Origin of the sequence: Peteryoungia aggregata LMG 23059 (genome assembly GCF_030814435.1) — a bacterium.
Taxonomy (GTDB): Bacteria; Pseudomonadota; Alphaproteobacteria; order Rhizobiales; family Rhizobiaceae; genus Allorhizobium; species Allorhizobium aggregatum.
Genome location: NZ_JAUSUW010000004.1, coordinates 242,146 through 267,287, shown reverse-complemented (window position 1 = coordinate 267,287; position 25,142 = coordinate 242,146). Strand labels below are relative to the sequence as shown.

General features: G+C 62.3%; 22 protein-coding genes. 5 read left to right on the top strand and 17 right to left on the bottom strand.

What is annotated here, in order from left to right:
• Window positions 1–61: 61 nt before the first annotated feature.
• From phnD to phnG, 9 genes are all read right to left on the bottom strand, one after another.
• Complete coding sequence (gene phnD, locus J2045_RS08710; protein ID WP_307371722.1) at window positions 62–967, bottom strand: phosphonate ABC transporter substrate-binding protein; 906 nt, start codon at window positions 965–967, stop codon at window positions 62–64.
• 78 nt (window positions 968–1,045) lie between these two features.
• Window positions 1,046–1,903, bottom strand: coding sequence for a phosphonate ABC transporter ATP-binding protein (phnC, locus tag J2045_RS08705; protein ID WP_102021083.1), 858 nt, complete (start codon window positions 1,901–1,903; stop codon window positions 1,046–1,048).
• Window positions 1,904–2,024: 121 nt separating this feature from the next.
• Window positions 2,025–2,639, bottom strand: coding sequence for a DapH/DapD/GlmU-related protein (locus J2045_RS08700; RefSeq protein ID WP_307371720.1), 615 nt, complete (start codon window positions 2,637–2,639; stop codon window positions 2,025–2,027).
• On the bottom strand, window positions 2,636–3,343 hold the full coding sequence (phnL, locus tag J2045_RS08695; protein ID WP_307371718.1) for a phosphonate C-P lyase system protein PhnL: 708 nt from the start codon (window positions 3,341–3,343) through the stop codon (window positions 2,636–2,638). The genes J2045_RS08700 and phnL overlap by 4 nt, the downstream gene beginning before the upstream one ends.
• Before the next feature lie 24 nt (window positions 3,344–3,367).
• On the bottom strand, window positions 3,368–4,144 hold the full coding sequence (gene phnK, locus J2045_RS08690) for a phosphonate C-P lyase system protein PhnK (protein WP_166600493.1): 777 nt from the start codon (window positions 4,142–4,144) through the stop codon (window positions 3,368–3,370).
• The gene (locus tag J2045_RS08685) at window positions 4,141–5,019 is read right to left on the bottom strand and encodes an alpha-D-ribose 1-methylphosphonate 5-phosphate C-P-lyase PhnJ (RefSeq protein ID WP_370873059.1); all 879 of its coding nucleotides are present in this window, start codon (window positions 5,017–5,019) and stop codon (window positions 4,141–4,143) included. The genes phnK and J2045_RS08685 overlap by 4 nt, the downstream gene beginning before the upstream one ends.
• Before the next feature lie 11 nt (window positions 5,020–5,030).
• Window positions 5,031–6,137 (bottom strand): carbon-phosphorus lyase complex subunit, encoded by a 1,107-nt coding sequence (locus J2045_RS08680; protein ID WP_307371713.1) that lies wholly within the window; start codon window positions 6,135–6,137, stop codon window positions 5,031–5,033.
• Window positions 6,138–6,140: 3 nt separating this feature from the next.
• On the bottom strand, window positions 6,141–6,749 hold the full coding sequence (gene phnH / locus J2045_RS08675; protein WP_307371710.1) for a phosphonate C-P lyase system protein PhnH: 609 nt from the start codon (window positions 6,747–6,749) through the stop codon (window positions 6,141–6,143).
• Entirely contained in the window at window positions 6,749–7,219 is a 471-nt protein-coding gene (gene phnG, locus J2045_RS08670; RefSeq protein WP_307371708.1) for a phosphonate C-P lyase system protein PhnG, read from the bottom strand. The genes phnH and phnG overlap by 1 nt, the downstream gene beginning before the upstream one ends.
• Before the next feature lie 102 nt (window positions 7,220–7,321).
• Between phnG and phnF the strand changes: the two genes are divergently transcribed.
• Entirely contained in the window at window positions 7,322–8,041 is a 720-nt protein-coding gene (gene phnF / locus J2045_RS08665) for a phosphonate metabolism transcriptional regulator PhnF (RefSeq protein ID WP_307371705.1), read from the top strand.
• 73 nt (window positions 8,042–8,114) lie between these two features.
• Here phnF and J2045_RS08660 read toward each other — a convergent pair whose 3' ends face one another.
• Window positions 8,115–12,362: a beta strand repeat-containing protein gene (locus J2045_RS08660; protein WP_307371703.1), complete on the bottom strand. Its 4,248-nt coding sequence runs from the start codon at window positions 12,360–12,362 to the stop codon at window positions 8,115–8,117.
• A gap of 402 nt (window positions 12,363–12,764) precedes the next feature.
• On the opposite strand from J2045_RS08660, the gene J2045_RS08655 reads away from it, so the two are divergent.
• On the top strand, window positions 12,765–15,470 hold the full coding sequence (locus tag J2045_RS08655; protein WP_307371701.1) for a cation-transporting P-type ATPase: 2,706 nt from the start codon (window positions 12,765–12,767) through the stop codon (window positions 15,468–15,470).
• Between the two features lie 10 nt (window positions 15,471–15,480).
• Here the strand turns inward: J2045_RS08655 and J2045_RS08650 are convergent, their stop codons facing one another.
• Complete coding sequence (locus J2045_RS08650; RefSeq protein WP_307371700.1) at window positions 15,481–16,179, bottom strand: GntR family transcriptional regulator; 699 nt, start codon at window positions 16,177–16,179, stop codon at window positions 15,481–15,483.
• A gap of 172 nt (window positions 16,180–16,351) precedes the next feature.
• Between J2045_RS08650 and J2045_RS08645 the strand changes: the two genes are divergently transcribed.
• Complete coding sequence (locus tag J2045_RS08645; protein WP_307371697.1) at window positions 16,352–17,038, top strand: type 1 glutamine amidotransferase; 687 nt, start codon at window positions 16,352–16,354, stop codon at window positions 17,036–17,038.
• A 6-nt stretch (window positions 17,039–17,044) separates the two neighbouring features.
• Here the strand turns inward: J2045_RS08645 and J2045_RS08640 are convergent, their stop codons facing one another.
• A complete protein-coding gene (locus J2045_RS08640; protein ID WP_307371695.1) occupies window positions 17,045–17,956 on the bottom strand; it encodes a LysR family transcriptional regulator in 912 nt (303 codons plus the stop codon).
• A 123-nt stretch (window positions 17,957–18,079) separates the two neighbouring features.
• Between J2045_RS08640 and J2045_RS08635 the strand changes: the two genes are divergently transcribed.
• Together J2045_RS08635 and J2045_RS08630 are read left to right on the top strand one after the other, a co-directional pair.
• Window positions 18,080–19,012 (top strand): ring-cleaving dioxygenase, encoded by a 933-nt coding sequence (locus J2045_RS08635; protein WP_307371693.1) that lies wholly within the window; start codon window positions 18,080–18,082, stop codon window positions 19,010–19,012.
• A gap of 55 nt (window positions 19,013–19,067) precedes the next feature.
• Window positions 19,068–19,676 carry an alpha/beta hydrolase gene (locus J2045_RS08630; RefSeq protein ID WP_307371692.1) on the top strand — a complete coding sequence of 203 codons (609 nt, stop codon included), beginning with the start codon at window positions 19,068–19,070 and terminating at the stop codon, window positions 19,674–19,676.
• Window positions 19,677–19,739: 63 nt separating this feature from the next.
• Here J2045_RS08630 and J2045_RS08625 read toward each other — a convergent pair whose 3' ends face one another.
• The 5 genes from J2045_RS08625 to J2045_RS08605 form a co-directional block, all read right to left on the bottom strand.
• Window positions 19,740–20,756, bottom strand: a complete 1,017-nt coding sequence (locus tag J2045_RS08625; RefSeq protein ID WP_307371691.1) for a zinc-binding alcohol dehydrogenase family protein — start codon at window positions 20,754–20,756, stop codon at window positions 19,740–19,742.
• Between the two features lie 80 nt (window positions 20,757–20,836).
• Entirely contained in the window at window positions 20,837–21,808 is a 972-nt protein-coding gene (locus J2045_RS08620) for an ABC transporter permease (protein WP_307371689.1), read from the bottom strand.
• Between the two features lie 50 nt (window positions 21,809–21,858).
• Window positions 21,859–23,412, bottom strand: a complete 1,554-nt coding sequence (locus J2045_RS08615; protein ID WP_307371686.1) for a sugar ABC transporter ATP-binding protein — start codon at window positions 23,410–23,412, stop codon at window positions 21,859–21,861.
• 100 nt (window positions 23,413–23,512) lie between these two features.
• A complete protein-coding gene (locus J2045_RS08610; protein WP_307371684.1) occupies window positions 23,513–24,499 on the bottom strand; it encodes an ABC transporter substrate-binding protein in 987 nt (328 codons plus the stop codon).
• A gap of 191 nt (window positions 24,500–24,690) precedes the next feature.
• Entirely contained in the window at window positions 24,691–25,137 is a 447-nt protein-coding gene (locus tag J2045_RS08605) for an RbsD/FucU family protein (protein ID WP_307371681.1), read from the bottom strand.
• Window positions 25,138–25,142 lie beyond the last annotated feature (5 nt).

Below are 25,142 nucleotides of genomic sequence, written 5' to 3'. Positions count from 1 at the left end.
AGACTTCAAGGAAAGACCGCCGGCGGTTTCCCGACCGGCGGTCTCTTTAACTCGTTGGCAATCAGCCGCCGATGGTTGCCTTGCGGGCGTCGATGATCGGCTTGTAGAAGTCGACGTTGACTTCGGTGAAGCCAGCGAAGTCGCCGCCCTGTATAGCCGAGAAGCAGGCCGGGTCAGACTTCGGCAGGTCCATCATGAACTGCTTGAACTTCGTCTTCATGTCGTCGTTCATCGAGGTGCGGACAACGACCGGACCATTCGGGATCAGCGGGGACTTCCAGACTTCGACGAGGTCGTCCATGTTCAGGATGCCCTTGTCGACCATCTTCTTCAGATTGCCGGAGGTGTAGCCGTCCTTGAACTCGCCAACGCCAGAACCCCAGGTGGTGCCGACGTCGAAGGTGCCCTTGACGACTTCGAGAACGAGGTTCTCGTGACCGCCGCCGAAGCCGGTGGAGGCGACAACCTGGTCAACCGGAGCGCCGAGAGCTTCCGGCAGGGTGACGAGGGGCACGAGGTAGCCGGAGGTGGAGTCCGGATCGGCATAGCCGAGCTTCTTGCCCTTGATGTCTTCGGTCTTGGTGATGCCCGAATCCTTGCGGGCAACCATGATCGAGTAGTAGCCGCTGGAGCCGTCGGTCTGGACCGTGGTCAGGATCGGCTCCACGGCGTCAGCCTTGGCAAGGTAGACCTTGGCGAAGGCGGATGCGCCGAGTTCGGCGTAATCGAGCGTGCCGCCGAGAAGGCCCTGGACAACGCCGTCATAGTCGGCGGCCGGGAAGAGCGAGACCTTTTCAACGCCGAGAACCGACGGAAGCTTTTCGGTCATGCACTGGAAGTTGCGCAGGCGGTCGGCTTCGTTTTCGCCGCCGAGGATGCCGATGCGGAATTCCTTGAGGTCTTCGGCGTGGACGCCGGAAGCCAGAGCGACGAGTGCTGCCGTAGCGAGCAGGGTCTTCTTCAACATGAGTTCATCTCCTGTTTGGTAGGATGAGGGTGTGTCTTGACGTCTTGCCCTTGTCGCAGGGCCTGCGATCGTCGCGGCTCAGGCCTCGGCAACTGCGAGGGGGCGGAGGCCGGCGGATGAGGTCTTGCGCTGTTCGTTGTCCTGATGCGCAAAGGTGATGCTCGTCGAGGTCATGGTCTCGTCGATGCCGGCGCCATGCTGGTCGGCGCCGTAGATTTCGTGGACAGCCTCGGCCGTAAGATCAGACGGCGTGCCGTCGAACACGACGCGGCCACGCGCCATGCCGATGATCCGCTCACAGTAATTGCGGGCCGTATCGAGCGTGTGCAGATTGGTGATGACGGTGATGCCTTCGCGCTCGTTGATGTCGCGCAGCGCGTCCATCACGATCTTGGCGTTCAGCGGGTCGAGCGAGGCGATCGGTTCGTCGGCCAGGATCATCTTCGGCGATTGCATGAGGGCGCGGGCGATTGCCACGCGCTGCTGCTGACCGCCCGAAAGCGTGCCGGCTGCCTGCAGTGCCGTCTGTTCGATCCCCAAGCGCTCCAGGGCCGCAATCGCCATCAGGCGTTCTTCGCGGGAGAAGATGTTCAACACGGAAAGCGCCGTGGAACGATGGTTCAGACGGCCAAGCATCACGTTTGTCAGGACATCAAGGCGCGGCACGAGGTTGAACTGCTGGAAGATCATAGCGCAATCACGCTGCCAATTGCGGAGTGCTGCGCCATGCAGGCCGGAGATCTCGAGGTCGCCAAAGCGGATGCTGCCGGACGTGGGGTCGACAAGGCGGTTGATCATGCGCAGCAGCGTCGATTTGCCAGCACCCGAGCGTCCGATCACGCCGACCATCTGTCCGGCCGGGATCTCGAGTGTCACGGAATCAACGGCCTTGTTGGTTCCGAACTGGCGGGTGAGGTTGTCCAGCCTGAAGCGCATCGTCGTTCCTTCGCCGTCATTAATTGCGGTGCTGGAGATGCATTAGCGTGGGCCCGTGAAGCGCTAATGTCAGTTTTGTGTCGGATTTGTTAAACTTGGCAAACGTCTGAAAAGACTGACTTTAGGCGTGCTTTGCGATGAATTCCGGGGCGTCCATGTGACGGAAGTCATCCAGTGCTGCGAACAGGCGATCGTGGTCCCAGTCCCACCAGGCGAGCGCCTGCATGCGCTCGGCAACCGATCCGGGAAACCGCTCACGGATCAGCTTTGCTGGCACGCCGCCGACAATGGTGTACGGAGCCACATCGCGGGAGACGACGGCCCCTGCGCCGATCACCGCACCGTCGCCGACGGTCACCCCCGGCAGGACGGTCGCGCCATGGCCGATCCAGACATCGTGGCCGATCACGACCCGGTTTTCCCGACGCCAGGCAAAGAAGTCGTGATCGTTCTCGGCGCCATCGAAATAGTCGGCAGCACGATAGGTGAAGTGATGCAGCGTCGGGCGCCAGGTCGGGTGGTTGGTGGCGTTGATGCGGACGCTGGCTGCGATATTGGCGAACTTGCCGATCGTTGCGCACCAGACGGCACCGTCCTGCATGATGTAGGAGTAGTCGCCCATTTCGACTTCATCGAGGCGGCATCGATCGGCGACTTCCGTGTAACGGCCAAGCGTCGAATTGACGACGCGTGCGGTCTCGTGGACGAGGGGGGCTAACCCAAGCTTCTTGGTCATGCCGCGACCTTTCGCGGCGAAAACTGCATGACGTTGAGGATGCGGTCGGCGACGGCTTCGCGCACTTCCTCGTCATGGAAGATGCCGAGCAGAGCGACGCCGGCTTCCTTTTTCGCGCGGATCATCGAGACCACGACGGCGCGATTGGCCGCATCGAGCGAGGCGGTCGGTTCATCGAGCAGCAGCACGGCATGGTCGGTGATGAAGCCACGGGCAATGTTGACGCGCTGCTGTTCGCCACCGGAGAAGGTGGAGGGCGGCAGTTGCCAGAGGTCGTGCGGCAAGTTTAGCCGGCTCAGGAGCTCGCTCGCCCGTTCGCGTGCTTCGTCTGTCGGTACACCGCGTGCGACGAGCGGCTCGGCCACCACGTCGAGGGTCGAAACGCGCGGGACGGTGCGCAGGAACTGGCTGACATAACCCAGTGTGCCACGACGGACTTCAAGCACCGTGCGGGGATCTGCCGAGGCGATGTCGACGATGCGGCCACCGTTGTTAACGAGGATCTGGCCCTGGTCGACGGCATAGTTGCCGTAGAGCATCTTCAGGATCGAGCTCTTGCCGATGCCCGAGGGTCCGCCGAGCACGACGCATTCGCCTGACGCGACCGAGAAGGAGACATTGGCCACGACCGGCAGGACCAGCCCGCCGCGCAGGTGCATGGTGAAGCTTTTGGCGACTTCCGAAACGATAAGCGGGGTCGGCATGATGTGTTCCTTTCGCGACGTCCGTCAGACCTGCAAGATCGAGGAGACGAGAAGCTGAGTGTAGGGTTCGCGGGGATCGTCGAGCACACGGTCTGTCAGCCCGTGTTCGATGACATGGCCGTCCTTCATCACCATCATCCGGTGCGAGAGCAGGCGGGCAACCGCGAGGTCGTGGGTGACGACGATGGCCGAGAGGCCGAGGTCGTTGACGAGGCCGCGCACCAGATCGAGGAGACGCGCCTGGACCGAGACATCAAGGCCGCCGGTCGGCTCGTCCATGAAGACGAGGCGAGGGCCGGTGACGAGATTGCGGGCAATCTGCAGGCGCTGGCGCATGCCGCCGGAGAAGGCGCGCGGCTGGTCGTCGATGCGATCGGTCGAGATCTCGACGCGCTCCAGCCATTCGCTGGCCGTCTGGCGGATCTTTCCGTAATGCCGGTCACCGATCGCCATCAGACGCTCGCCGACATTGGCGCCGGCCGAGACCGTCATGCGCAGGCCGTCTGCCGGGTTCTGGTGGACGAAGCCCCAGTCGGTGCGCATCAGGAAGCGGCGTTCGGCCTCGCCCATATGGTAGAGCTCGCGGTACTGGCCGTCGCGCATATGGTAGTCGACGCTGCCCGTTGTCGGCATCAGCCGGGTCGAGAGGCAGTTCAGAAGCGTCGTCTTGCCCGAGCCGCTTTCGCCGACAATGGCGAGCACTTCGCCCGGCCAGAGATCGAAGGAGACGTTCGAGCAGCCGATCCGACTGCCGTAGAACTTCGAGAGGTTGCGAACCTTGAGAAGCGGCTGGTCGCTCATTCTGCGGCCTCCTTTTTCTGGAAGAGCATTTCTCCGACATGGCCTTCGGCCTGGCGCGTCTCGCAGTGGTCGGTATCCGAGCAGACGAACATCCGGCCGCCCTTGTCGTCGAGCACGACCTCGTCGAGATAGACATTGTGGGCGCCGCAGAGCGCGCAGGGTTTGTCGAAGGTCTGGATCTCGAAGGGGTGATCCTCGAAGTCGAGGCTGACGACTTCGGTATAGGGCGGAACGGCGTAAATGCGTTTTTCACGGCCGGCGCCGAAGAGCTGCAGGGCTTGCGACATGTGCATCTTTGGATTGTCGAACTTCGGCGTCGGCGACGGGTCCATCACATAGCGGCCCTCGACCTTCACCGGATAGGCATAGGTCGTGGCGATGCGGCCATGCTTTGCAATGTCTTCGTAGAGCTTCACATGCATGAGGCCGTATTCTTCCAGCGCATGCATCTTGCGGGTCTCGGTTTCGCGCGGCTCGAGGAAGCGCAGGGGTTCCGGGATCGGCACCTGATAGACCAGAACCTGGCCCTCTTTCAGCGTCTCCTCCGGGATGCGGTGGCGGGTCTGGATGATCGTCGCTTCGCCGGTCTTGGTGGTGACGGCGACGTTGGCGACCTTCTGGAAGAAGGCACGGATGGAGACGGCATTGGTCGTGTCGTCGGCACCCTGGTCGATGACCTTCAGCGTGTCGTCGCGGCCGATGATCGACGCCGTGACCTGCACGCCGCCTGTGCCCCAGCCATAGGGCATCGGCATTTCACGGCTTGCAAACGGCACCTGATAGCCGGGGATGGCGATCGCCTTCAGGATCGCGCGGCGGATCATGCGCTTGGTCTGTTCGTCCAGATAGGCGAAGTTGTAGGTGGCGAGTTCCATTGCCGGCGCGCTCATTCTGCGGCCTCCTTCAGATCTGTCTGTTCAGTTCGGCTCGCATCGTGCTTTGCCCGCATGCGGCGGACGAGATCGAGTTCGGCCTGGAAGTCGACGTAATGCGGCAGCTTGAGATGTTCGACGAAGCCGGTCGCCTGGACGTTGTCGCAATGGGAAATCACGAATTCCTCGTCCTGGGCCGGCGCCACGACATCCTCGCCGAATTCCTGGGTTCGGAGCGCCCGGTCGACCAGCGACATGGACATGGCCTTGCGTTCACCCTGGCCGAAGACAAGGCCGTAGCCGCGGGTGAATTGCGGCGGGGCCTTGGCCGAACCCTTGAACTGGTTGACCATCTGGCATTCGGTCACGCGGATTTCGCCGAGTGAAACCGCAAAGCCGAGTTCCGGCACGTCGAATTCGACCTCGACGAGGCCCATGCGGATCTCGCCGACAAAGGGGTGGGTGCGGCCATAGCCGCGCTGGGTCGAATAGCCGAGCGCCAGCAGGAAGCCTTCGTCGCCACGGGCCAGCGCCTGGAGGCGCAGGTCGCGGGGCATCGGGAATTCCATCGGCTCGCGGGTGATGTCGCCGGCGACGTGATCCTCTGGCATCTCACCATCCGGCTCGATCAGGCCTTCACCGTCGAGAATGTCGGAGACCCGCATGACATGCTCCAGGCCTTCTTCGCGCTGTTCGCCGGTATCCACCGTCTCGTCATCGAGCAGCGAGGGATCGAGCAGGCGGTGGGTGTAGTCGAAGGTGGGGCCGAGCAGCTGTCCGCCGGGCAGATCCTTGTAGGTGGCCGAGACGCGGCGCTCGACGCGCATCTTACCTGTTTCGATCGGCCTTGAGGTGCCGAAGCGTGGCAGCGTGGTGCGATAGGCGCGCAGCAGGAAGATCGCCTCGATCATGTCGCCGCGTGACTGCTTGAGTGCGAGGGCCGCGAGCGCGCAGTCATAGAGCGAGGCTTCTGCCATGATACGGTCGACGGCGAGGCCGAGCTGGGCAACGATCTGAGCGATCGTCACCGACGGCAGCGACCTGTCACCCCGGCGGCGGTCGGCGAGCAGCTTGTGGGCATTGGCGATGGCTTTCTCGCCACCCTTGACGGCAACATACATGGCTCAGGCCTCCATCTCGCGGATCTTGGTCGTGCGCGGGAGCGCGATGAAACGCCGACCTGCCGTCAGCACCAGATCGACGCCGCGCGGGAAAAGGGCGCGATTGTCGGCCCACTGGCGCAGGAAGGTTTCGGGCAGACCCTTCGGGGCAATCGTGGCGGTGTCGCGAATGCCGGGGCCTGACAGCTGCAGAGGCTGGCCGCCCTCAAGCGACGAAGCTTCTACGATCAGCGTCGTTGAGCGGTCGGGGTATTCCTGGGTTCCCAGCGCAAACTGCGTCAGCGAGAGGACCAGTGCTCCCGCTTCGACGAAGGCGAATTTGGCATCGGTCTTCGTGGGCGTCAGGCTGGCGCCGGTGTGGAAGCCGATCCAGCCTGCCAGGGCGGACTTGGCGAGGACTGGCGTGACCCAGATCGGCGTGTCGTGGTCGCAGAGCGTCAGCAGCAAGGCGCCTGCCGCAATGCCGAGCGGTGCGGGTGGTGCGACGGGCACGTCGACGATACCGATGCTGCCGGGACGCGCCATGGCGTCCATCACGCTGCGGAAGACGCCTTGAGCATGGGTAACGGCATCCGGGAAACCGCCGTCGAGGCTTTCAGTCACTTCGAGCATCAGTCTTCTCCGCGAACCATGGTGAAGAAATCGACCTTCGTGGCGGCCGTTTCGGCTTCGAGCCGTTCGGTTTCCGTCGCGAGACGTGTTTCGAGAGGCCTCAGGAGGCGGGTCTCAAGCAGGGCGCGGGCCGTTTCGTCCTGCGCCACGGCATCGAGAACGGCCGAGAGCTGAGCCGCCTTGCGGTCGGTTCCGAGGCGGTAGCCGTGTCCGATCCGCCCGTTGCCAAGCCGCACGCTTGCCCTGCTCACGGTCGCTTCACCAAGATTGAAGGGTGCGCCGCCGCCGCCGATGCGGCCCTTGACCATGACGAGGCCGGTTTCGGGGCCGCGCAGCGCGGTGTGGGCCGATGCGGGGTCGATGGCCGCGAGGGCATCTTCAAGTTCGGCAAGCGTAGCCCTGGCCAACAGATCAACGATCCGCTTTCGGTCGGTAGCGGTGCCGGAATCAATTTCAGGAGCTCTGTCCATTGTCAGTCCTCGAAATGTCTAGTAATATAGACAACCATACAAGTTACTCTAGAAGTAACGCGGGGTCGTGACAAGCTTGTGACAGGGGGCTTAATTCCGGTGATGCAGAGGCAGAAGGGCGTGGCGTTGTGGCGACAGATTTCCGATCGGATTCGCGCCAATATTCTTGCAGGTCTCTATGACGGGACAGGCATGGTGCCTGCTGAAACCGCGCTTGCGGAGGAATTCGGTGTGAACCGCCACACGGTGCGCGCAGCCCTGGCGGCTCTGGCACAGGAAGGCATCGTTCGCGCGGCCCAAGGCCGGGGGACGATGATTACCCAGCGCGACAAATTCGACTTCCCAATCGGTCGGCGAACGCGGTTCACCGAGGGGATCGGTGATCAGGCTCGGGACCTCAAGGGGATCCTTCTGGCATCCGAAACACAGGCGGCATCCGCTGAGGTCGCGCACCGGCTCGGATTGCGAATCGGCGAGCAGGTCCTGCGTCTCGATGGCGTTCGCACAGCCGACGGGCGACCGGTTTCGCGCTCGTCGATGTGGTTTCCGGCAAATCGCTTCGCCGGGATCGATGCCGCTTTCGCCGCAAGCGGATCGATTACCCGTGCCCTCGCATCATGCGGTGTCGAAGATTATCTGCGCGATACGACTGAGGTGACGGCCGTCCACGCGGAACCCGACGATGTCGCCAGCCTTGGTCTGACGCCGGGTGCGATCGTGCTCGTCACGCGGGCGCTCAACACTGATCTTTCCGGCACGCCGATTCAGTACGCGGTCACGCGCTTCCCGGCTGATCGGGTCCAGTTCACGATCCGGAGCTGATGCTGCGCGAGAGCTTGTGTTCCCCTCGTTTCCAGCATGGACATCACCCGCCCCTTGCCTCCGAGCTCTCCGTTCAGACGGCTTCGTAGGCAGCCAAGATCGCTGCGATCTGGTCCGGGCTCAGGCTGTTGGACTGGGTAGCGCTGATTGCATGCAGCTGTGCACTGGTCATGTTGGAGATCTGGCTGACCGTGAGGCCCGGAAGAGCCTGCTGGCTCAGCGCGGCGATATCGTCCGTCGAGAAAGTGCGGAGATTGGTCGCGCTGAGAGCCGCCACCTGAGACGAGTTCAGGCCGGCCACCTGTGTCGGTGTCAGGGCCTCGGCCTGTGCGGCCGAGAGCGCTGTGACCTGTGCGACGGTCAGTCCTCCGATCGCCTTGGCATCCATGGCCGCAATCTGCGAAGTCGTCAGCCAGCCGACCTTTTCGGTGCCGAGTGTGGCGAGCTGAATGGCGTTCATCGATCCGATCTGCGCCGTCGTCAGGGCGCCGACCTGGTCCTGTGTCATCGCGCGGAGCTGATGATAGGTCAGGCCAGCAACCTGGCCCGTCGTCAGCGCTGAAATCTGCTCAGGCTGCAGCGTGGCAAATATCGCGGCGGGCAGGCCACCAATGGCAGACGGCGACAGGGCTGCGATGTCCGCCGACGTCAGAGTTTCGAGTGCTGTCGAGCTGAATGCGGAAAGCTGCGTGGCATTCAGTGCACCGAATTGCGCCGAGGTCATCGCGTCTACCTGACCCGGGGTCAAGGTTGCGATCTGTGCTGTGCTGAGACCAGGGATTGCCTTGGATGAGATTGCGGCGATCTGGGTGGTCGAGAGAGCTGAAAGAGTGCCGCTCGACAGTGACGCGATCTGTGTCGCAGTCAGGGCGCCGATCTGCGTTGGCGTCATGACGCCAAGCTGGTCTGGACGCAGCGCGTTCAACTGGTCGAAGGTCAACGCCCCGACCTGCCCCGCTGTCAGCACGCCGATCTGTTCCTGGCTGAGCGCGGCGATATTGGCTGCCGAAAGACCTGCTATCGCTGCCGGCGCGATGGCGGCAAGCTCTGCGTTCGAGAATGTTGCCAGTTGCGCGGAAGAGAGCGCGCCGATCTGGGTGGCTGTCAGCGCGGCAATCTGTGTCTGGCTGAAGCTGTCGATCTGGGTTGTGGACAGGGAGGCAACCTGAGAGGCCGTCAGACCAGGGATCGCCTTGACGTTCAGGGCTGCAATCTTGTCGCTGGTCAGCGTTGCGAGACTGTCGTTGGAGAGCGCGCCCAGTTGTGTGGAACCCAAGGCCGCGATCTGTGTGGTGGTGAACAGGGTCACCTGTTGCGGCGTGAGCGCCGCTACCTGCGCAGGTGTCAGGGCGGCGATCTGTGTTCCCGTCAGTGCTCCGATCTGGTCGGCACCGAGAGCGGCGATCTGCTGCGTACTCATGCCGGCAATGCCGGCGGCCCCGATCGCTGCAAGCTTGCTGTTTGGTAGTGTGGCCAACTGGGTCGGGGTGAGTGCCGCAACCTGCGTTGCCGTCAGAGCGCCCATCTGGGTCGTGGTCAGGGCTTCAATCTGTGTTGTCGCCAGTGCCGCTATCTGGGTCGTCGAAAGGCCGCTGATTGCGCCTACGCTGAGGGCGGCAATCTGTTCCGGGGACATGGCTGCGAGCGTGGCTGGTGTGAGCGCTGCAGATTGCGTCGCTCCAAACCCTGCCACCTGCTTTGCAGTCAGCACATCCATCTGCGTGGGTGTAAGGGCGGCCGTCTGCTCGGCACTCAGGACCCCAAGCTGTGCGGGGGTCAATGCCGCCACCTGGTCGAGATTGAGGGCTGCGATCGTCTCTGCCGAGAGACCGCTCATCGCGGTCGTGGTGATCGCCGCGATCTCGGCCGGCTCGAAGGCGAGAATATCGGCAGTGCGCATCGCGGCCAACTGCGTGGCGGTCAGGCCCGAAACCTGGGTTGCGGTCATTGCCGCAACCTGGTCGGAGGACAGTGCTGCAATCTGGTCCGTGCTGAGCGCCGCAACGGTCCGGGGGGAGAGCCCGGCGATCTGCTCGCGCGACAGCGAGGCGATGTTGCTGGGCGACAGTGCCGCGATCTGCGCTGCGGTGATCGCCTGCAGCTGGCTCGCACTCAAGGACGCAAGCTGAGTGGGGGTGAACGCGACGACTTGTTCGTTCGTCATCGCCGCGATCTGGGATGTTGTCAGTTTGGCAACCTGTTCGAGGCTGAGGCTAGCGATCTTCTCAGGAGCGAGCGAGGAGATGGCGCTTGTGGAAATCGCTGCGATTTCGGCCGGAAGGAATGATGCAAGTTGCGCTTCGGTGAGCGCGCCGATCTGGGCGCCGCTCATCTTGGAGATCTGGCCGGCGCTGAGCCCCTCGATCTGGCTGTCGTCAAGTGCGGCAAGCTGTGCCGTCGTCAGTCCCGGTATGGCGCCGGCGACGATGGCGCCGACCTGCGCCGGCGACCAGGCCTTGACGCCTTCGACGCTGATGACCCCGAGCTGGGCAGCCGACAAAGAGGCGATCTGCCCGTTCGTCATGGCTTCGGTCTGTGAAGGCGACAGAGCGGCAATCTGATCGCTCTTGAGCGCCCTGATCTGGGTCGTCGTCAAGGCAGCGACCTGATTGGGTGCCAGATTTCCGATGCGTTCCGGCTGAAGCCCCGATATTGCCTTGGCGCTGAGCGCGGCAATCTTGGCCGGCGTCATCGCAACGATGGCATCCGCTGGCATCGCCGCTGCCTGGATCGCGTTCAAGGAGGCGATCTGCGTCGTCGAGAGCGCATCGAATTGATCGACGGACATTGCGCCGATCTGATCAGCAGTCAGGCCTGAGACGGCTCTCGCGCTTAGTGCCGCGATCTGATCATCAGTGAATCCCGCCACCGCACTTGGCGGCAGTGCCGCAACCTGAACTGCCGTGAGGCCGCGGATCTGCGTCGGCGTCAGACCTGCCACCTGATCGGTCGTGAATGCTGCCGCCTGAGCGGACTTGAGTGACGAAATCTGTGCGGCTGTCATCGCTCCCACCTGACTGATGGTCAGCGAGGAGATCTGATCGGTGGTCAGGCCGGTCACAGCGGCGGCGTTGATTGCCCCGATCTGGGCCGGAGAAAGAGCGGCGATCTGTGCTGTCGAAAGGCCCGCAACCTGACTCGATGACAACGCCGTCATCTGCGATGTGCTGAGGCTCTGCAACTGTTCGGTGCTGAGGACCGCGAGCTGAGCGACGCTGAGACCGGCCACCGTCTTGGGAGCGAGGGCGGCGATCTGCGTCGTGCTCAGACCCGCAATCGTCGTCGCCGGCATGGCGGCGATCTGTGTTGCGCCCATGGCCCGGATCTGGGTGGTGGTAAAGGCGGCCAGCTGCTGCTCACTGAACGCGGACATCTGGTTGCGCGTCAAAGCGGCGACCTGACCTCCGGTCAGAGCCGCGGTCTGTGCCGGAGACAGTGCGGCGATCTGATCGCCAGTCAAACCGGAGATCGCCCGCGTGTTGATGGCGCTGATCTGAGTGGTGGTCAGGTTGGACACCTGTTCGACGCTCAGCGCTGCCAGCTGCTTTGATGTCAAAGCCGCCAACTGCCCGGAGGTCAGGGCCGCGACCTTGTCGTTTCCGAGTGCGCCGATCTGGCTTGTCGTGAGGCCGACCACGGCGCGGGCACTGATCGCTGCGAACTGCGCGGTGGACAAAGCATCCAGCTGCGGGGTGGTCAGCGCTGCAACCTGGGTCGCGCTGAGTGACTGGATCTGGCCGGCCGAAAACGCTGCGACTTGCTGCGGCGTCAGTGCCGCTATCTGATCAGGTCGAAGAGCGACGATCTGTGTGGATTTGAGGGCTGCGGTCTGGGGCGCTGACAGACCTGCAAGACGCTCTCCCGACAGGCCGCGCAGTGCAGCCGTGTTGATGGCGGCGATGTCTGCGGTCGAAAATGTTGCGAGATCCTCAGTGCTGAACGCCGCGAGTTGGGTCGCAGTCAGTTTGGCGATCTGGCCGGGCGTCAAGGCTTCCGACTGTTCGGTGCTGAGCCCGGCGAGCTGGGTCGACGACAATGCGGCGACCTGTGACGATGCAAGGCTTGAGACGTCTTCCGTCGACAGTGCCGTGATCTGATCGAGCGTCAGGCCGGTGATTGAGCGAGGGGAGATGGCCTTGATCTGGGCAGTTGACAGCCCCGACACCGCATCCGTCTGCAGCGCTGCAACCTGAGCGGCTGTCAGTGCGTTCACCTGGGCGCTCGACAGTTGGCTTACCTCGTCTTCAGACCAGGAGTTCACGGTGGCAGTCGGGAGCGCCCTGATCTGGGCTACGCTGAGCTGTGAAATGGGCGACGTCATGTCTATCGGCCTCTTCTGGTCAACCGGATATGCTCAAATTTTGTCTGCCGGTCGTTACACAGCTGAAGGGGTCATGACCTCGACAGCACCCGGCACGGAAATGCGGCACCCCCTCACTCCGTTGAGGATGGGCATGCCGGACATTGGGATCAATAGAGCCCAAGGCTTGCCCGAGCCTGTGCAGGCGCATCTCTTGGTTGGTCTGCGGCGATGCACGCCGGGCCGCGGTTGACGGCTGCGCTGCGGCAAAAAATTGTCATGGATCAAGGCGGGAGGGTGCGTCCCCCTTCATTGTCGCGACGGTCGAGAGCACTGTAATTGGGATGTTCGCTGGCCTTTGGGAGGCCATTCGTCCCGGTCGCTGGTTCAAGAGGAAGTTCACACGGGAGGAAAGACAACCTGATGATCGACGACAGCAAGCCTTTGGTGCCGCATGCCCTCCCGGAGGAGGTTGTCCTGCAGGCAATGAGTTCGAGTATGGAGGGTCTCAGCTCGCAGGAGGCGCAACGAAGGCTCCAGGTCTACGGTCGCAATCGTCTGCCCGAGGCTCCAAAACGCAGTGTCCTTGTCCGTTTCCTCTCGCAGTTTCACAACGTACTGATCTATGTCCTAATCGCCTCCGCGATCGTGACGGCTTTCATGCAGCACTGGGTCGATACGGGTGTCATCGTCGCTGTCGTCCTCGGGAATGCGATCGTCGGCTATCTTCAGGAGGGACGAGCGGAACAGGCGATGGATGCGATCCGTGGCATGCTCGCCCCGCATGCCGCAGTGTTGCGCGACGGAAGGAGGACATCCGTCGATGCTGCCGATCTGGTTCCGGGCGACGTCGTCCTCGTTGAGGCGGGCGATCGCGTGCCGGCGGATATGAGGCTGATGGAGGCGCGTAGCCTGAAGGTTGAGGAAGCCGCACTGACGGGCGAATCGGTGCCGGTCGACAAGACGAGCGACCTCGTGGCAATCGATGCCGTGCTCGGCGATCGCAATTCCATGCTGTTCAGCGGGACCCTCGTTGCGGCCGGAACCGGTCGTGGGGTGGTGGTTGCTACGGGTCTTGCGACAGAAATCGGCAAGATCAGCGGCATGCTGGAAGCCGTCGAGACCTTGTCGACGCCGCTCGTGCGCCAGATGGACATCTTCGCCCGATGGCTGACGCTGTTCATCCTCATTGTCGCGGCGCTGCTGTTGGCCTATGGCCTGGCCGTCGGCCATCTGCCTTTCGCCGAGTTGTTCATGACCATTGTCGGTTTGTCGGTCGCCGCCATCCCGGAAGGCCTGCCTGCGGTCATGACGATCACGCTCGCCGTCGGCGTTCAGGCCATGGCCCGACGCAATGCAATCGTGCGTCGTTTGCCGGCTATCGAAACCCTTGGTTCCGTTTCTGTCATCTGCACCGACAAGACGGGCACCTTGACCCGAAACGAGATGGTCGTGTCGAGCCTGGTCGCTGCAGAACATGTCTATGCGGTTGACGGAGACGGATATTCACCGGTGGGTGCGGTCCGGTGGAAAGAGGCCGACGCCGATCCGCGCGACCATGCCGTGCTCAGCGAGTTCGCCCTTGCCGCCAGTCTCTGCAATGATGCCGTTTTACATGCCGCAGAAGGCGATTGGCGGGTCGAAGGTGATCCGATGGAGGGCGCGCTTCTGGCTCTCGCTGGCAAGATCACGGGAGGCGGTGGAGAGCCGTTTACGACCGGCTGGAAACGCATCGACGCGATTCCTTTCGATGCGGCCCATCGCTACATGGCTGTCTCGCACATCGATGACGGAGGCCGGCGGCACGTTCACGTAAAAGGTGCGCCGGAAGCGGTGCTTTCGCTATGTGCTGGACAGCGCATGTCGGATGGTTCCACCGGACCTCTCGATGCACCCTATTGGGAGAATATGGTCGAGACTCTGGCCGGTGAGGGACAGCGCGTCCTCGCGGTGGCCTCATCTGGCGCTCTCGACGCGGACGGACGTCTCACTCAGGGCAAACTCGCAGGCACTCTGACTCTGATCGGTCTCGTCGGTCTCATCGATCCGCCGCGTCCCGAGGCAATCGCTGCTGTTGCCGATTGCCATCTGGCAGGGATTCGGGTGAAGATGATCACGGGTGATCATGCCGCGACGGCCCGTGCCATTGCCGGGATGATCGGCCTGAAGAACACCGAACGGGTGCTGACCGGCATCGACATCGATCTTTTGGACGATGCGGCCCTCGCGCTCGCTGCGCTCGACACCGACATTTTCGCCCGCACCTCGCCGGCCCATAAGCTTCGGCTCGTCACCGCCCTGCAATCGCAGGGATTGACGGTCGCTATGACCGGTGACGGTGTCAATGACGCACCGGCGCTCAAGCGGGCGGACGCGGGGATCGCCATGGGCGTCAAGGGCAGCGAAGCCGCGAAGGAAGCCGCTGAACTGGTGCTGGCAGATGACAATTTCGCCTCCATCGCCGCAGCGGTGCGTGAAGGCAGAACTGTCTACGACAACATCAAGAAGGTGATCAGCTGGACGCTGCCGACGAATGCCGGCGAGGCCACGACGATAATTGTCGCGCTGTTCGTTGGCCTTGCGCTGCCGGTAACGGCTGTCCAGATCCTGTGGATCAATCTGGTCACCGCGATCACGCTTGGGCTCGCGCTCGCTTTCGAGCCTTCCGAGGAGGGGACGATGCGGCGTCCGCCGCGGCGGCGGGACGAGTCGCTGCTGACGGCCGACCTGCTCTGGCATGTCTTCCTCGTGTCCGTTCTCTTTGCCGCAGCTGTCTTCGGGGTATTCTTCTATGCGCTGGACAAGGGCTACTCGATCGAACTCGCCCGAACGATGGCTATGAACACGCTGGTGGTGATGGAAATTTTCCACCTGTTCTTCATCCGCAACATCTACGGTACTTCCCTCACCTGGAGCGCGGTCCGCGGAACGAAGGTTGTGTGGATCTGCGTGATCTCGGTGACACTTGCCCAGTTCGCAGTCACCTATGTGCCGTTCATGCAGCCGCTCTTCGGGACCGAAAGCGTCCCCCTGTTCGAGGGGCTTTTGATCTTTGCGCTGGGTTGGGTGTTCTTTGCATTGGTCGAGATCGAGAAACAGATGCGTCTGGCCCTGCGCAAGAGGGCCTGACGAGCTTCTCCTACCGCTGCTCACGCCTGCCGTTGTAAGCGTGGGTGCCACCTTCGCTCAGAAAGTGTCGGCCAAGATGGCCGACACCATCTTGTATGTCTGCCTCGATGGCGGCCGACAGAGCATTGGCATCTCCAGCCCGGATCGCGTCCAATGCCTCCGCATGACGATCGATGCGATAACTCTCCTCCAATTTCTGGGTTGCCAGGCGCATAAAGGGCCCAAGGCGCAGCCAGACGGAATCGAGCAGGCTGAGGAGAACGCCACTGGCCGCAGGCTCATATATTGTCCGGTGGAACAGGACGTTGAGCTCGGTCGATCGCAACAGGTCTTTGGCCGCATAGGCACGGTCTATATCGGCATCGATTGACTGGAGCCTTTCTAGCCGCGTCTCGTCGATATGCGGGAGCGCCCGGATCGCGGCGAGCGTTTCCAGGGCGATGCGCGCGGCGATGATTTCCTCGAATTTCGAAAGTGTCATTTCGGGCACGCGGACGCGACGATTGTCCAGATATTCGAGGGCGCCATCGGCGACGAGGCGATGCAGCGCCTCCCGCACCGGCATCGCGCTGACGGCGAGTTCCTCGGCGACCCCATTGATCGTGATGGGCAGCCCCGGCAGCACGGCGCCGCACATCACGCGGGCCCGCAATGTCCGGTAGACCCGTTGCTTGACCGATTCCTCCACCTTGCGCTCTTCGCTCGCCATGGCTCGACCGAACTCTTCCTCTCGGAGATGGGGCGTTGCAATCCAGTTCCGTGCGGATTTTATCCGGATCGGTGTTCACCCTCTTGAAATTTGATCAAACTACCATTTGGTATAGATCGCAGGAGCGCAAGGCCCTCCGGGCCACTCTTTCGTCATGCTGCAGGAACCTGATATGACCGCCAAGACCATCGGCATCCTCGTTACGGGCCATTCGCCGGCAGAACTCGCCGGCGAATACGGGAACTATGCCGACATGTTCGCAACGCTGCTCGGCACGTTCGACTTCGCCTTCAAACGTTATTTCGTGGTCGATGGCGAGTTTCCCGAAAGTCCCTCCGAGGTCGATGGCTGGCTGCTAACGGGGTCCAAGTTCGGTGTTTACGAAGACCATGACTGGATCCGCCGGCTTGAGGCTTTCATTCGCGAGGTTCATGCCGCGAAGGTTCCGACGGTTGGCATCTGTTTTGGACATCAGGTGATGGCGAAGGCGCTCGGCGGTCATGTCGAGAAATTCAAGGGCGGCTGGTCCGCAGGGCCTGTCACATACACTCGTTCCGACACCGGTGAGGAGCATGTGCTGCTCGCCTGGCATCAGGACCAGGTCATTCGGGTGCCTGATGGAGCCGAGGTGGTGGGCAAGACCGATGCCTGCGAGAATGCGGTTATTCGTTACGGCGACTGGGGTCTGTCCTACCAGCCGCATCCGGAGTTTTCGCCACGCTTCTTCGAAGGGCTCGCCGAGGCCCGCAAGGCGGCCATTCCCGAAGCCCTGTTCGAACAGGTGAAGAAGGTCGAGGTGCCGATTGCGACCGACAAGATTGCGCAGGAGATCGGTGAATTTCTCGGGCGCAACCGCTGAGCGGATTCAGGTTGGCTCAACGCCGTCCCAGCTCTCCTTGATGAAGGCTTCGAAAAAGTCCGAGAAGGTCGCTACCCTGAGCGGGAGTTGCTCATAGGGTGGGTAGTAGAGGGTCAGCCAGATTGCCGGCGTTGTCCATCCCGGCAGGACCTCGACGAGTGTTCCTGCGCGCAGTTCGTCTACGACGATGAAGCGCGGCAACAGCGCAATTCCTTCTCCCGCAATGGCCAGTCTGCAGAGAAAGTCGCCGTTATTGATCGAGAAGCGGCCTTTCGCCTCGACAGTGCGTGTCTGTCCGGGCTTGCTCAGCTCCCAGGTCTCTGTTTTCGATTGGTCGTGATAGCTCAGGCATTCGAGGTTTGTCAGGTCCTCCGGCAGCTTGGGAGTGCCGTAACGCTCCAGGAATGACGGTGATGCGACCAGCAGGCGGGGGACGGGGCGTATCTTGCGCCAGATCGTCGATTTGTCTGTCGGCGGGCCCGAAATGCGGATCGCGAGGTCGTAGTTTTCCTGGACGATGTCGACGAAGCGATCGGAGAGTTCGATTGCGACGCTGGTGCGCGGGTGGATGATGGAGAACTGCGACAGCACTGATGGAAGCACCTTCATGCCGAGCGACATCGGAGCCGAGACCCGCAGCGAACCGGCGGTCACCTTCTGCAGATCCCGTGTTTCTTCCGTTGCCCGGGCCAGGCCTTCGACGAGCGGTGCGACACGCGCTGCGTAAGCGGCTCCCGCTGACGTTAGCGATACCTTGCGCGTCGTGCGCAACAGAAGCTGGACCCCGAGTTCATCTTCGAGGCCTGAAACCGTGCGGGTGACCGAGGCGGGTGTCATGCCGAGGAGGCGCGCGGCGGCGCTGAAACTGCTCTGGTCGGCAACGGTCAGAAAAGTACGGATCGCTTCGAGCTCGCCCATCTGATTATTGCTCCCAGTGAAATAATATCCACAATATTACAACTGTTCACTTGGGGAAAGCTATGGCCCATATTCCGTTCAACAGAACAAGACCGGCGCGAGTGCCGGGAAAGGATCAGAGCCATGCTTACCCAGATCAAAGGCCTGCATCACGTTACCTCGATGGCTGCGGATGCCCAGGAAAACAACGATTTCTTCACGAAGACCCTCGGCCTTCGCCGGGTCAAGAAGACTGTCAACTTCGACGCTCCCGATGTCTACCACCTCTACTACGGCGACGAAGTCGGCAATGCCGGATCGGTCATGACCTACTTCCCGTTTGCCAATATGGGCAAGGGTGGTCGCGGTGCCGGCGAAGTCTCCGAGACCGTGTTCTCCGTGCCGAAGGGTACACTCGGTTTCTGGCAGGAGCGCCTGTCTAAGCAAGGCGTCAAGGAGCTCGGCTCCTATTCGCTCTTCGGTGAAGACCGCCTGCGTTTTGCCGGCCCTGATGGTGACGGCTTCGCACTTGCTGAAGTCGATGGCGACAGCCGCGTGCCCTTTGCTGGTGGTCCGGTCGGTGTCTCCGAAGGCATTCATGGCTTCCGGGGCGTGACCATGCGGCTGCGCGACGAAGGTGCCACGGGTGAACTCCTGAAGTTCATGGGTTATCAGCCGGTCGACAAACAGGGCGACTTCGTGCGTTACGCAGTCCCCGGCGGCAATGGTGCCGACTATATCGATCTCGAAGTTCTGCCGGGTGCCTCGCACGCTCAGCAGGGTGCCGGTTCGGTCCACCACGTCGCCTTTGCCGTGGAAGACCGCGCCGCCCAGCTCGAGGTGCGCAAGGCGCTGCTCGATACGGGTTACCAGGTCACGCCGGTCATCGACCGTGACTACTTCTGGGCGATCTATTTCCGCACGCCGGGTGGCGTGTTGTTCGAGATCGCCACGAACGAACCGGGCTTCAACCGGGACGAAGATACGGCTCATCTCGGTGAGGCACTGAAGCTGCCGACCCGCTACCAGCAGTATCGCTCGCAGATCGAAGCCCATCTGACCCCGATCAAGGACTAATCGCAGAGAGGGGGCGATGCCTGACGGCGTCGTCCCTCGTGCGGAGGAAAGCATCATGGCAATCGATAGCTACATCCACCTCTACCAGGCACCGCAGGGTGCCGCACCGCTGGTCTTCACCTTTCATGGCACCGGCGGCGACGAGCATCAGTTTCCCGGGCTCGTGAACCGGATCCTGCCCGAGGCCGGGATCGTCTCGCCGCGCGGGGACGTCTCGGAATACGGGGCTGCGCGCTTCTTTAAGCGCACCGGCGAAGGCGTCTATGACATGGCCGATCTCGCCCAGAGGACGGTCCAGATGGCGGGTTTCATCCGCGCGCACAGGGAGAAGAACCCGGGTCGACCTATCTACGGGCTCGGTTATTCGAATGGCGCCAATATCTTGGCTTCGGTCCTGGTCGAGGCGCCTGATCTCTTCGACCGCGTGATCCTCATGCATCCGCTGATCCCATTCGATCCGCCGGCACAGCCGGGGCTTTCGGATGTCGCGGTGCTCGTGACTGCCGGCCAGCGGGATCCAATCTGCCCGCTGCCGCTGACCGAGCGGCTGACGGCCTATTTCGAGGCGCAAGGCGCTCAGGTCGAGACCTTCCTGCATCAAGGCGGCCACGAGGTTTCGCAAGGCGAGGTCGATGCGATCGGCGCCTTCCTGCAGAAGCCCTGATATCACGCACACGAAACACAAAAGGCCCGCAGATAGAGCTGCGGGCCTTTTTCGTCTCGGCTATCAGCCGATCTGGATGAGTGCCTTGATCAGGCCGGATTTCTCGCGCGCCCAGCGCGGCAGATCCGTGGCGAGATCTGCCAGGGTCGTGCGATGGGTGATCAGCTGGTCGATCGGTACGAGGCCATCGGCGATCGATTTGCGGACATGATCGAAGTCGACGCGGGTCGCGTTGCGGCTGCCGATCAGCATCATCTCGCGCTTGTGGAATTCGGGGTCGGAGAAGGTGATGTCCTCCTTTACCACACTGACGAGCACCAGGCTTCCGCCATGGGCGACGAAGCGAAAGGCGCGTTCCATCGAGGGGCGATAGCCGGTGGCGTCGAAGACCACGTCGAAGCCGTCTCCCCCGGTCAAGTTCGCGACCGCAGACTCAAGGCTGTCATCGGCGATCAGCCCTGATGTGAAGCCCAGGCGATCGGCTGCCATCGACAGGCGCTCGCTGCTGGTGTCGAGCAGGCTTACATCATGTCCGGCAATGCGCGCGAAGATCGCCGTGCCAAGCCCGATCGGGCCTGCGCCGATGACCAGTGCTCTCGATCCCGAGGGCACCATGGAGCGACGGACGGCGTGCGCGCCGATGGCCAGAAATTCGACGGTGGCTGCGGCTTCCGGGGACAGGTCGTCAGCGGGATAAAGGTTGATGGCAGGGACCGTGATCTCCTCGCACATTGCCCCATCGGTATGGACACCGAGCACGCGAATATTCGTGCAGCAGTTTGGCTTGTCTTTGCGGCAGGCGATGCAGGTGCCGCAGGCGATATAGGGATTGACGATCACCTTCGTGCCGGCACCCAAGTCGACGCCATCACCCGCCTCGACGACGGTCGCCGAGATCTCATGGCCCATGACGCGCGGGTATTCCAAGAAGGGGTGCTTGCCTTCGAAGATATGATAGTCGGTCCCGCAGATGCCGACATGGCTGATCGCGATGCGGGCTTCGCCTGATTTTGGACACGGCGGCGGATCGCGATCGACGATCTCGAGACGGCCCGGTTCGACACACAATGCGGCCTTCATGCTTATTCCTTTCGGCTGCCCGGCAAGGTTTGACGAAAAAAAAGGGGATGCCATTCGCGGCACCCCCACCTTGGGAAATCTCAGCGGCTGCCGCGGCGGCGAAGCTGGTCGAAATAGACGATCAGGATGATCAGGGCACCTGTGATGATGCGCTGCCAGAACGAGTTGACGTTCATCAGGTTGGCGCCGTTGTTGATCGTCGCCAGGATGAAGGCGCCGAGCAGCGGGCCCTGGACCGAACCGACGGCGCCGAACAGGCTTGTGCCGCCGATGACCGAGGAGGCGATTGCCTGCAGTTCCCAGCCTTCGGCCTGGGTGGCATTACCTATCCCGATACGCGAGGCAAGCAGGATGCCGACAAAGGCCGCACAGGTCGAGGACAGGATATAGGCCATGTAGATCGTGCGGTTGACGTTGACGCCGGAGAGACGCGCCGCCTCGCTGTTGGATCCGACCGCGAAGAGATAGCGACCCCAGCGGCTCAAATGCAGGAAGACATAGGCGGGAGCGGCGACCACGATAACCATCCAGAAGAGGCTGGGCACACCGAGGAAGTCTGCACGGGCGAAGTTGGTGAAGGCTTCGTTGGAGATCGAGATCGTCGAACCATTGGTGATCAAAAGGCCGATGCCGCGCAGCGAAGTCAGCGTTGCGAGCGTGATGATGAAGGCCGGAAGCCCCATGCGCACGATGCCAAAGGCGTGGAACATGCCGATGGCGACACCCATCAGGAGGGTGAGGACAATCGCCAGCCAGACGGGCAGGCCTGCTGCCAGCAGCCAAGCGAGGATGACGCTGGCGAAACCGACGACAGCGCCAACCGAGAGATCGATGCCGGCAGTGATGATGACGAAGGTCTGACCGACGGCGAGGATCGCCGTCATCGCACCCTGACGCAGCAGGTTGCTGATGTTGTTGGGCGTCCAGAAGCTGTTGGTGGCAAAGCCAAGGAGCAGCCAGAGGAAGAGCAGGAGGCCGAGCAGCGTGAGGCTGAAGAGGATGCTCATGCCCCTCTTCGGTGCGACCTTGGTCTCGGTGGTGTCGGTGCTCATCTTTGTCCTCCCAGTCGTCTTTTCATGTCGTTGTTTGCGGGGATCACGTCTCAGACGCCGATCGCCTCGGTCAGCACGTCTTCATGCGATGCGGTTCGATAATCATGACTCGCCACCAGTTTTCCCTGACGGAAGACATGCAGGCGGTCCGATAGCTCATAGACCTCCGGCAGGTATGACGAGATCAGGATGATGCCGGCGCCCTGCTTCAGGAGTTCCGCGAAGAGCCTGTAGATCTCGGCCTTGGTGCCGACGTCGACGCCGACGGTCGGCTCGTCGAAGATGAAGAGCCTTGCGCCATGGCTCAGCCACTTGCCGATGACGATCTTCTGCTGGTTGCCGCCGGACATGGCCGAGGCGAGCACCGCCCTTGTAGGCGTCTTGATCTTCAGATCGTTGATCTGCTTGTCGGCGTTTCCGGCTTCCAGCTTCGGGCTGATGGTGAGGCCACGGCTGAGGCGTGCGAAGACCGGCAGGTTGATGTTGAGGCCGATCGGCAGGTTGAGGCAGAGGCCCTGGTCGCGTCGGCTTTCGGGGGCGAGTGCGATGCCGAGGTCCATGGCCTTGCGCTCTGTGTCGATGACGACCTTCTTGCCGTCCCAGAAGACTTCGCCTGCCGTCAATTTGTGGCGGCCATAGAGGCCGAGCGCAAATTCGCTGCGACCGGCACCGATCAGGCCGTAAAGGCCGACGATTTCGCCTGAGCGCACCGAAAGCGAGACATCCGAGAAACCTGGGCCGGAAAGGCCCTTAGCCTCAAGGATGGTGGCACCGATCGGCAGCTTTTCCTTGTGGTAGATCTGCTCGATCGAACGGTTGATCATCAGCGAGATGAGTTCGGCGTCATTGGTCTCGCCGATCAGGCGGGTGCCGACATGGGTGCCGTCGCGCAGGACCGAGACGCGGTCCGCCAGTTCGAAGACCTCTTCCATGCGGTGGCTGATATAGACGATGGTTACGCCTTCGGACTGCAGGCGGCGGATGAGGCGGAAGAGCTGGGCGGATTCCTGGCGCGTCAGATAGGCCGTCGGTTCGTCGAAGATTATAAAACGGATACCGCGCATCGCGGCTTTGGCGGTGGCGATCAGCTGCTGCTGGCCGATCGTGAGGTTGGCGAGAATTTCGCCGGCGGGCAAATTGAAGCCGAGGTCGTCGAGGACGTTCTGCGCAGCCGTGGTCATGGCGCGCTGGCGCATGATGCCGCCCGACGACATCTCGTCGCCGAGAAACATATTGGCCGCGACCGAAAGATGCGGGCAGAGGACGACTTCCTGATGCACGGCATTGATGCCGCGCTGGATCGCCTCGTTCGGCGTGGCGAGTGCAACCGGCTTGCCGCACCAGCGGATCTCGCCCGATGTGCGCGGAATGACGCCGGTCAGAAGCTTGATGAGCGTGGATTTGCCGGCGCCGTTTTCGCCGACGATGGCGTGGATTTCACCTGCGAGGAACGCGACTGTCGCGGGCTTCAGGGCCTCGACGGCGCCATACTTCTTCTGCAGGCCGATGAGCTCGAGGATCGGCGTTCCCGGCGGGATGCGATCGGTCTCCAGCAGTTCCGGTGCGTCGTCGTGCCGGTGGCTCACATCGTGCAGCGAAGTCATGTCATTCCTCCCAAATCGCAGGGAAATCGGCGTCCGCCTCCCGCGTCCGCCGTTTCCGGTCCGGCACGCGCGACGGATGCCGCGCGTGCCGAAGTCTCGATCAGTTGACCTTCGGGTTCAGAAGAGCATCGATCTTCGGGTCGGCCATGTTGGCCTGGGTCACTAGGTTTGCACCGGTATCGACGAAGGTCTCGACCTTCTCGCCCTTGGAGACGGCGAGTGCGGTCTTCACGCCGTCGTAGCCCATGCGGTACGGATCCTGGACGACGAGGCCGGCAAGTACGCCTTCCTTGAGGAAGCCGACGGTCTTCTCATCCGAGTCGAAGCCGATCACCTTGATCTTGTCGCCGAGCTTGTTTTCGGCGATCGCCTGGCCAACGCCCTGCGCCATGATCAGGTTCGAAGCGAAGACGCCAACGATGTTCGGGTTGGCGGTGATCAGGTCGGTCATCATGTTGAGGCCGGTCGTGGCCTGGCCATCGGCGAAGCGGTCGACGGTCACGGTGATGCCCGGATACTTCGTCTTCATCTGGTCGAGGAAGCCTTCGCGGCGCTGGTCGAGCGAACCGACGCCGGGCAGGCTGGTGATGATGGCGACTTCGCCTTCTTCCTTGCCGGTCGCTGCCTTGATGGCGGCTGCGAGGCCGTCAGCTGCGATACGGCCACCCTGGACGTTGTCGGTGGTCAGGAACGAGGTGAAGGCCTTGGAGTCGGCACCGGAGTCGATGCCGATGATCGGAACCGCCTTGGCGGCTTCGTCGATCGGCTTGCCGAGTGCCTTGAACTCGGTCGGCGAGATGACGACGGCGGCGGGGGCACCGGCAACAGCGTTCTCGAGAATGCTGATCTGGCCGTTGATGTCGGATTCGGACTGAGCGCCGAGTTCCGGCACGCTCACGCCGAGGTCCTTGCCGGCCTGGCGGGCGCCGGCGAGCACGATCTGCCAGTAGAAGGACGTGGTGTCCTTGACGATGATCGGAATGGTTACGTCCTGGGCGAAGGACGCGGCCGGCATCATCGATGTCATCATTGCAGCGCCGGCGATCCCCATCAGGGCGCGGCGAGTCATGCTCTTCAGAATGGTCATTGTGGTTCTCCTCTCAACGCGTCCTGTTCCTCCGGTGAGATCGACCTGCAGAACGCAACCGGGTCGATCTTTATCGATAAAAAACACTTTATCGAGGCACGCTACTCCAGCATTCTGGAGAATGCAAGCAGGCGAAAGACAGCTCCTCCGAACTCGCTTTTGCCTTGAAATCCAGGGCTTCGCGGGTCTCCTCAGACCCGGTGAACTTCTTCCGGATAGACGACGCCCTTCTTCAGGATCACGTTGCCGTAAATCCGCAATTCCGTGGTCGCGACGATGTAGGCCGCTGTCTGCGCCCGCTCATAAAAGGCAAAACGCTCGAGGCTTTCGAGCTGGAAATCAGCCGCAAGCCTGGTGATCATCGCCTGGAACTCCGCACAGATCTCCGGGACCGCATGCGGATCGCCGACGACCTGCATGCGCCAGGCCGCATCCTCGACGAACTGGTCGAGCGGCATGTGGGCGAGGATCGCCTCGAGGATCTCGACGGCACCAACGCCGTCTGCCCGGATGACCGGGGGACCCATGGTTGATGCCGGGAAATTGCCGTCGGCAATGACGATCTCGTCGCCGTGTCCCATCGTAGCGATGGCGTGCAGCAGGTCAGGTCCCAGCAGAGGATGGATGCCTTTCAGCATGACGT

Coding starts and splice junctions, on each gene's coding strand:
- phnD (WP_307371722.1), bottom strand. CDS start 967: ATGTTGAAGAAGACCCTGCTCGCTACGGCAGCACTCGTCGCTCTGGCT.
- J2045_RS08620 (WP_307371689.1), bottom strand. CDS start 21,808: ATGAGCACCGACACCACCGAGACCAAGGTCGCACCGAAGAGGGGCATG.
- J2045_RS08700 (WP_307371720.1), bottom strand. CDS start 2,639: ATGACCAAGAAGCTTGGGTTAGCCCCCCTCGTCCACGAGACCGCACGC.
- J2045_RS08645 (WP_307371697.1), top strand. CDS start 16,352: ATGACCGCCAAGACCATCGGCATCCTCGTTACGGGCCATTCGCCGGCA.
- phnF (WP_307371705.1), top strand. CDS start 7,322: ATGCAGAGGCAGAAGGGCGTGGCGTTGTGGCGACAGATTTCCGATCGG.
- J2045_RS08680 (WP_307371713.1), bottom strand. CDS start 6,137: ATGTATGTTGCCGTCAAGGGTGGCGAGAAAGCCATCGCCAATGCCCAC.
- phnG (WP_307371708.1), bottom strand. CDS start 7,219: ATGGACAGAGCTCCTGAAATTGATTCCGGCACCGCTACCGACCGAAAG.
- phnC (WP_102021083.1), bottom strand. CDS start 1,903: ATGCGCTTCAGGCTGGACAACCTCACCCGCCAGTTCGGAACCAACAAG.
- J2045_RS08660 (WP_307371703.1), bottom strand. CDS start 12,362: ATGACGTCGCCCATTTCACAGCTCAGCGTAGCCCAGATCAGGGCGCTC.
- J2045_RS08630 (WP_307371692.1), top strand. CDS start 19,068: ATGGCAATCGATAGCTACATCCACCTCTACCAGGCACCGCAGGGTGCC.
- phnL (WP_307371718.1), bottom strand. CDS start 3,343: ATGCCGACCCCGCTTATCGTTTCGGAAGTCGCCAAAAGCTTCACCATG.
- J2045_RS08625 (WP_307371691.1), bottom strand. CDS start 20,756: ATGAAGGCCGCATTGTGTGTCGAACCGGGCCGTCTCGAGATCGTCGAT.
- J2045_RS08655 (WP_307371701.1), top strand. CDS start 12,765: ATGATCGACGACAGCAAGCCTTTGGTGCCGCATGCCCTCCCGGAGGAG.
- J2045_RS08610 (WP_307371684.1), bottom strand. CDS start 24,499: ATGACCATTCTGAAGAGCATGACTCGCCGCGCCCTGATGGGGATCGCC.
- phnH (WP_307371710.1), bottom strand. CDS start 6,749: ATGCTCGAAGTGACTGAAAGCCTCGACGGCGGTTTCCCGGATGCCGTT.
- J2045_RS08615 (WP_307371686.1), bottom strand. CDS start 23,412: ATGACTTCGCTGCACGATGTGAGCCACCGGCACGACGACGCACCGGAA.
- J2045_RS08635 (WP_307371693.1), top strand. CDS start 18,080: ATGCTTACCCAGATCAAAGGCCTGCATCACGTTACCTCGATGGCTGCG.
- J2045_RS08685 (WP_370873059.1), bottom strand. CDS start 5,019: ATGGAACTCGCCACCTACAACTTCGCCTATCTGGACGAACAGACCAAG.
- J2045_RS08605 (WP_307371681.1), bottom strand. CDS start 25,137: ATGCTGAAAGGCATCCATCCTCTGCTGGGACCTGACCTGCTGCACGCC.
- J2045_RS08650 (WP_307371700.1), bottom strand. CDS start 16,179: ATGGCGAGCGAAGAGCGCAAGGTGGAGGAATCGGTCAAGCAACGGGTC.
- J2045_RS08640 (WP_307371695.1), bottom strand. CDS start 17,956: ATGGGCGAGCTCGAAGCGATCCGTACTTTTCTGACCGTTGCCGACCAG.
- phnK (WP_166600493.1), bottom strand. CDS start 4,144: ATGAGCGACCAGCCGCTTCTCAAGGTTCGCAACCTCTCGAAGTTCTAC.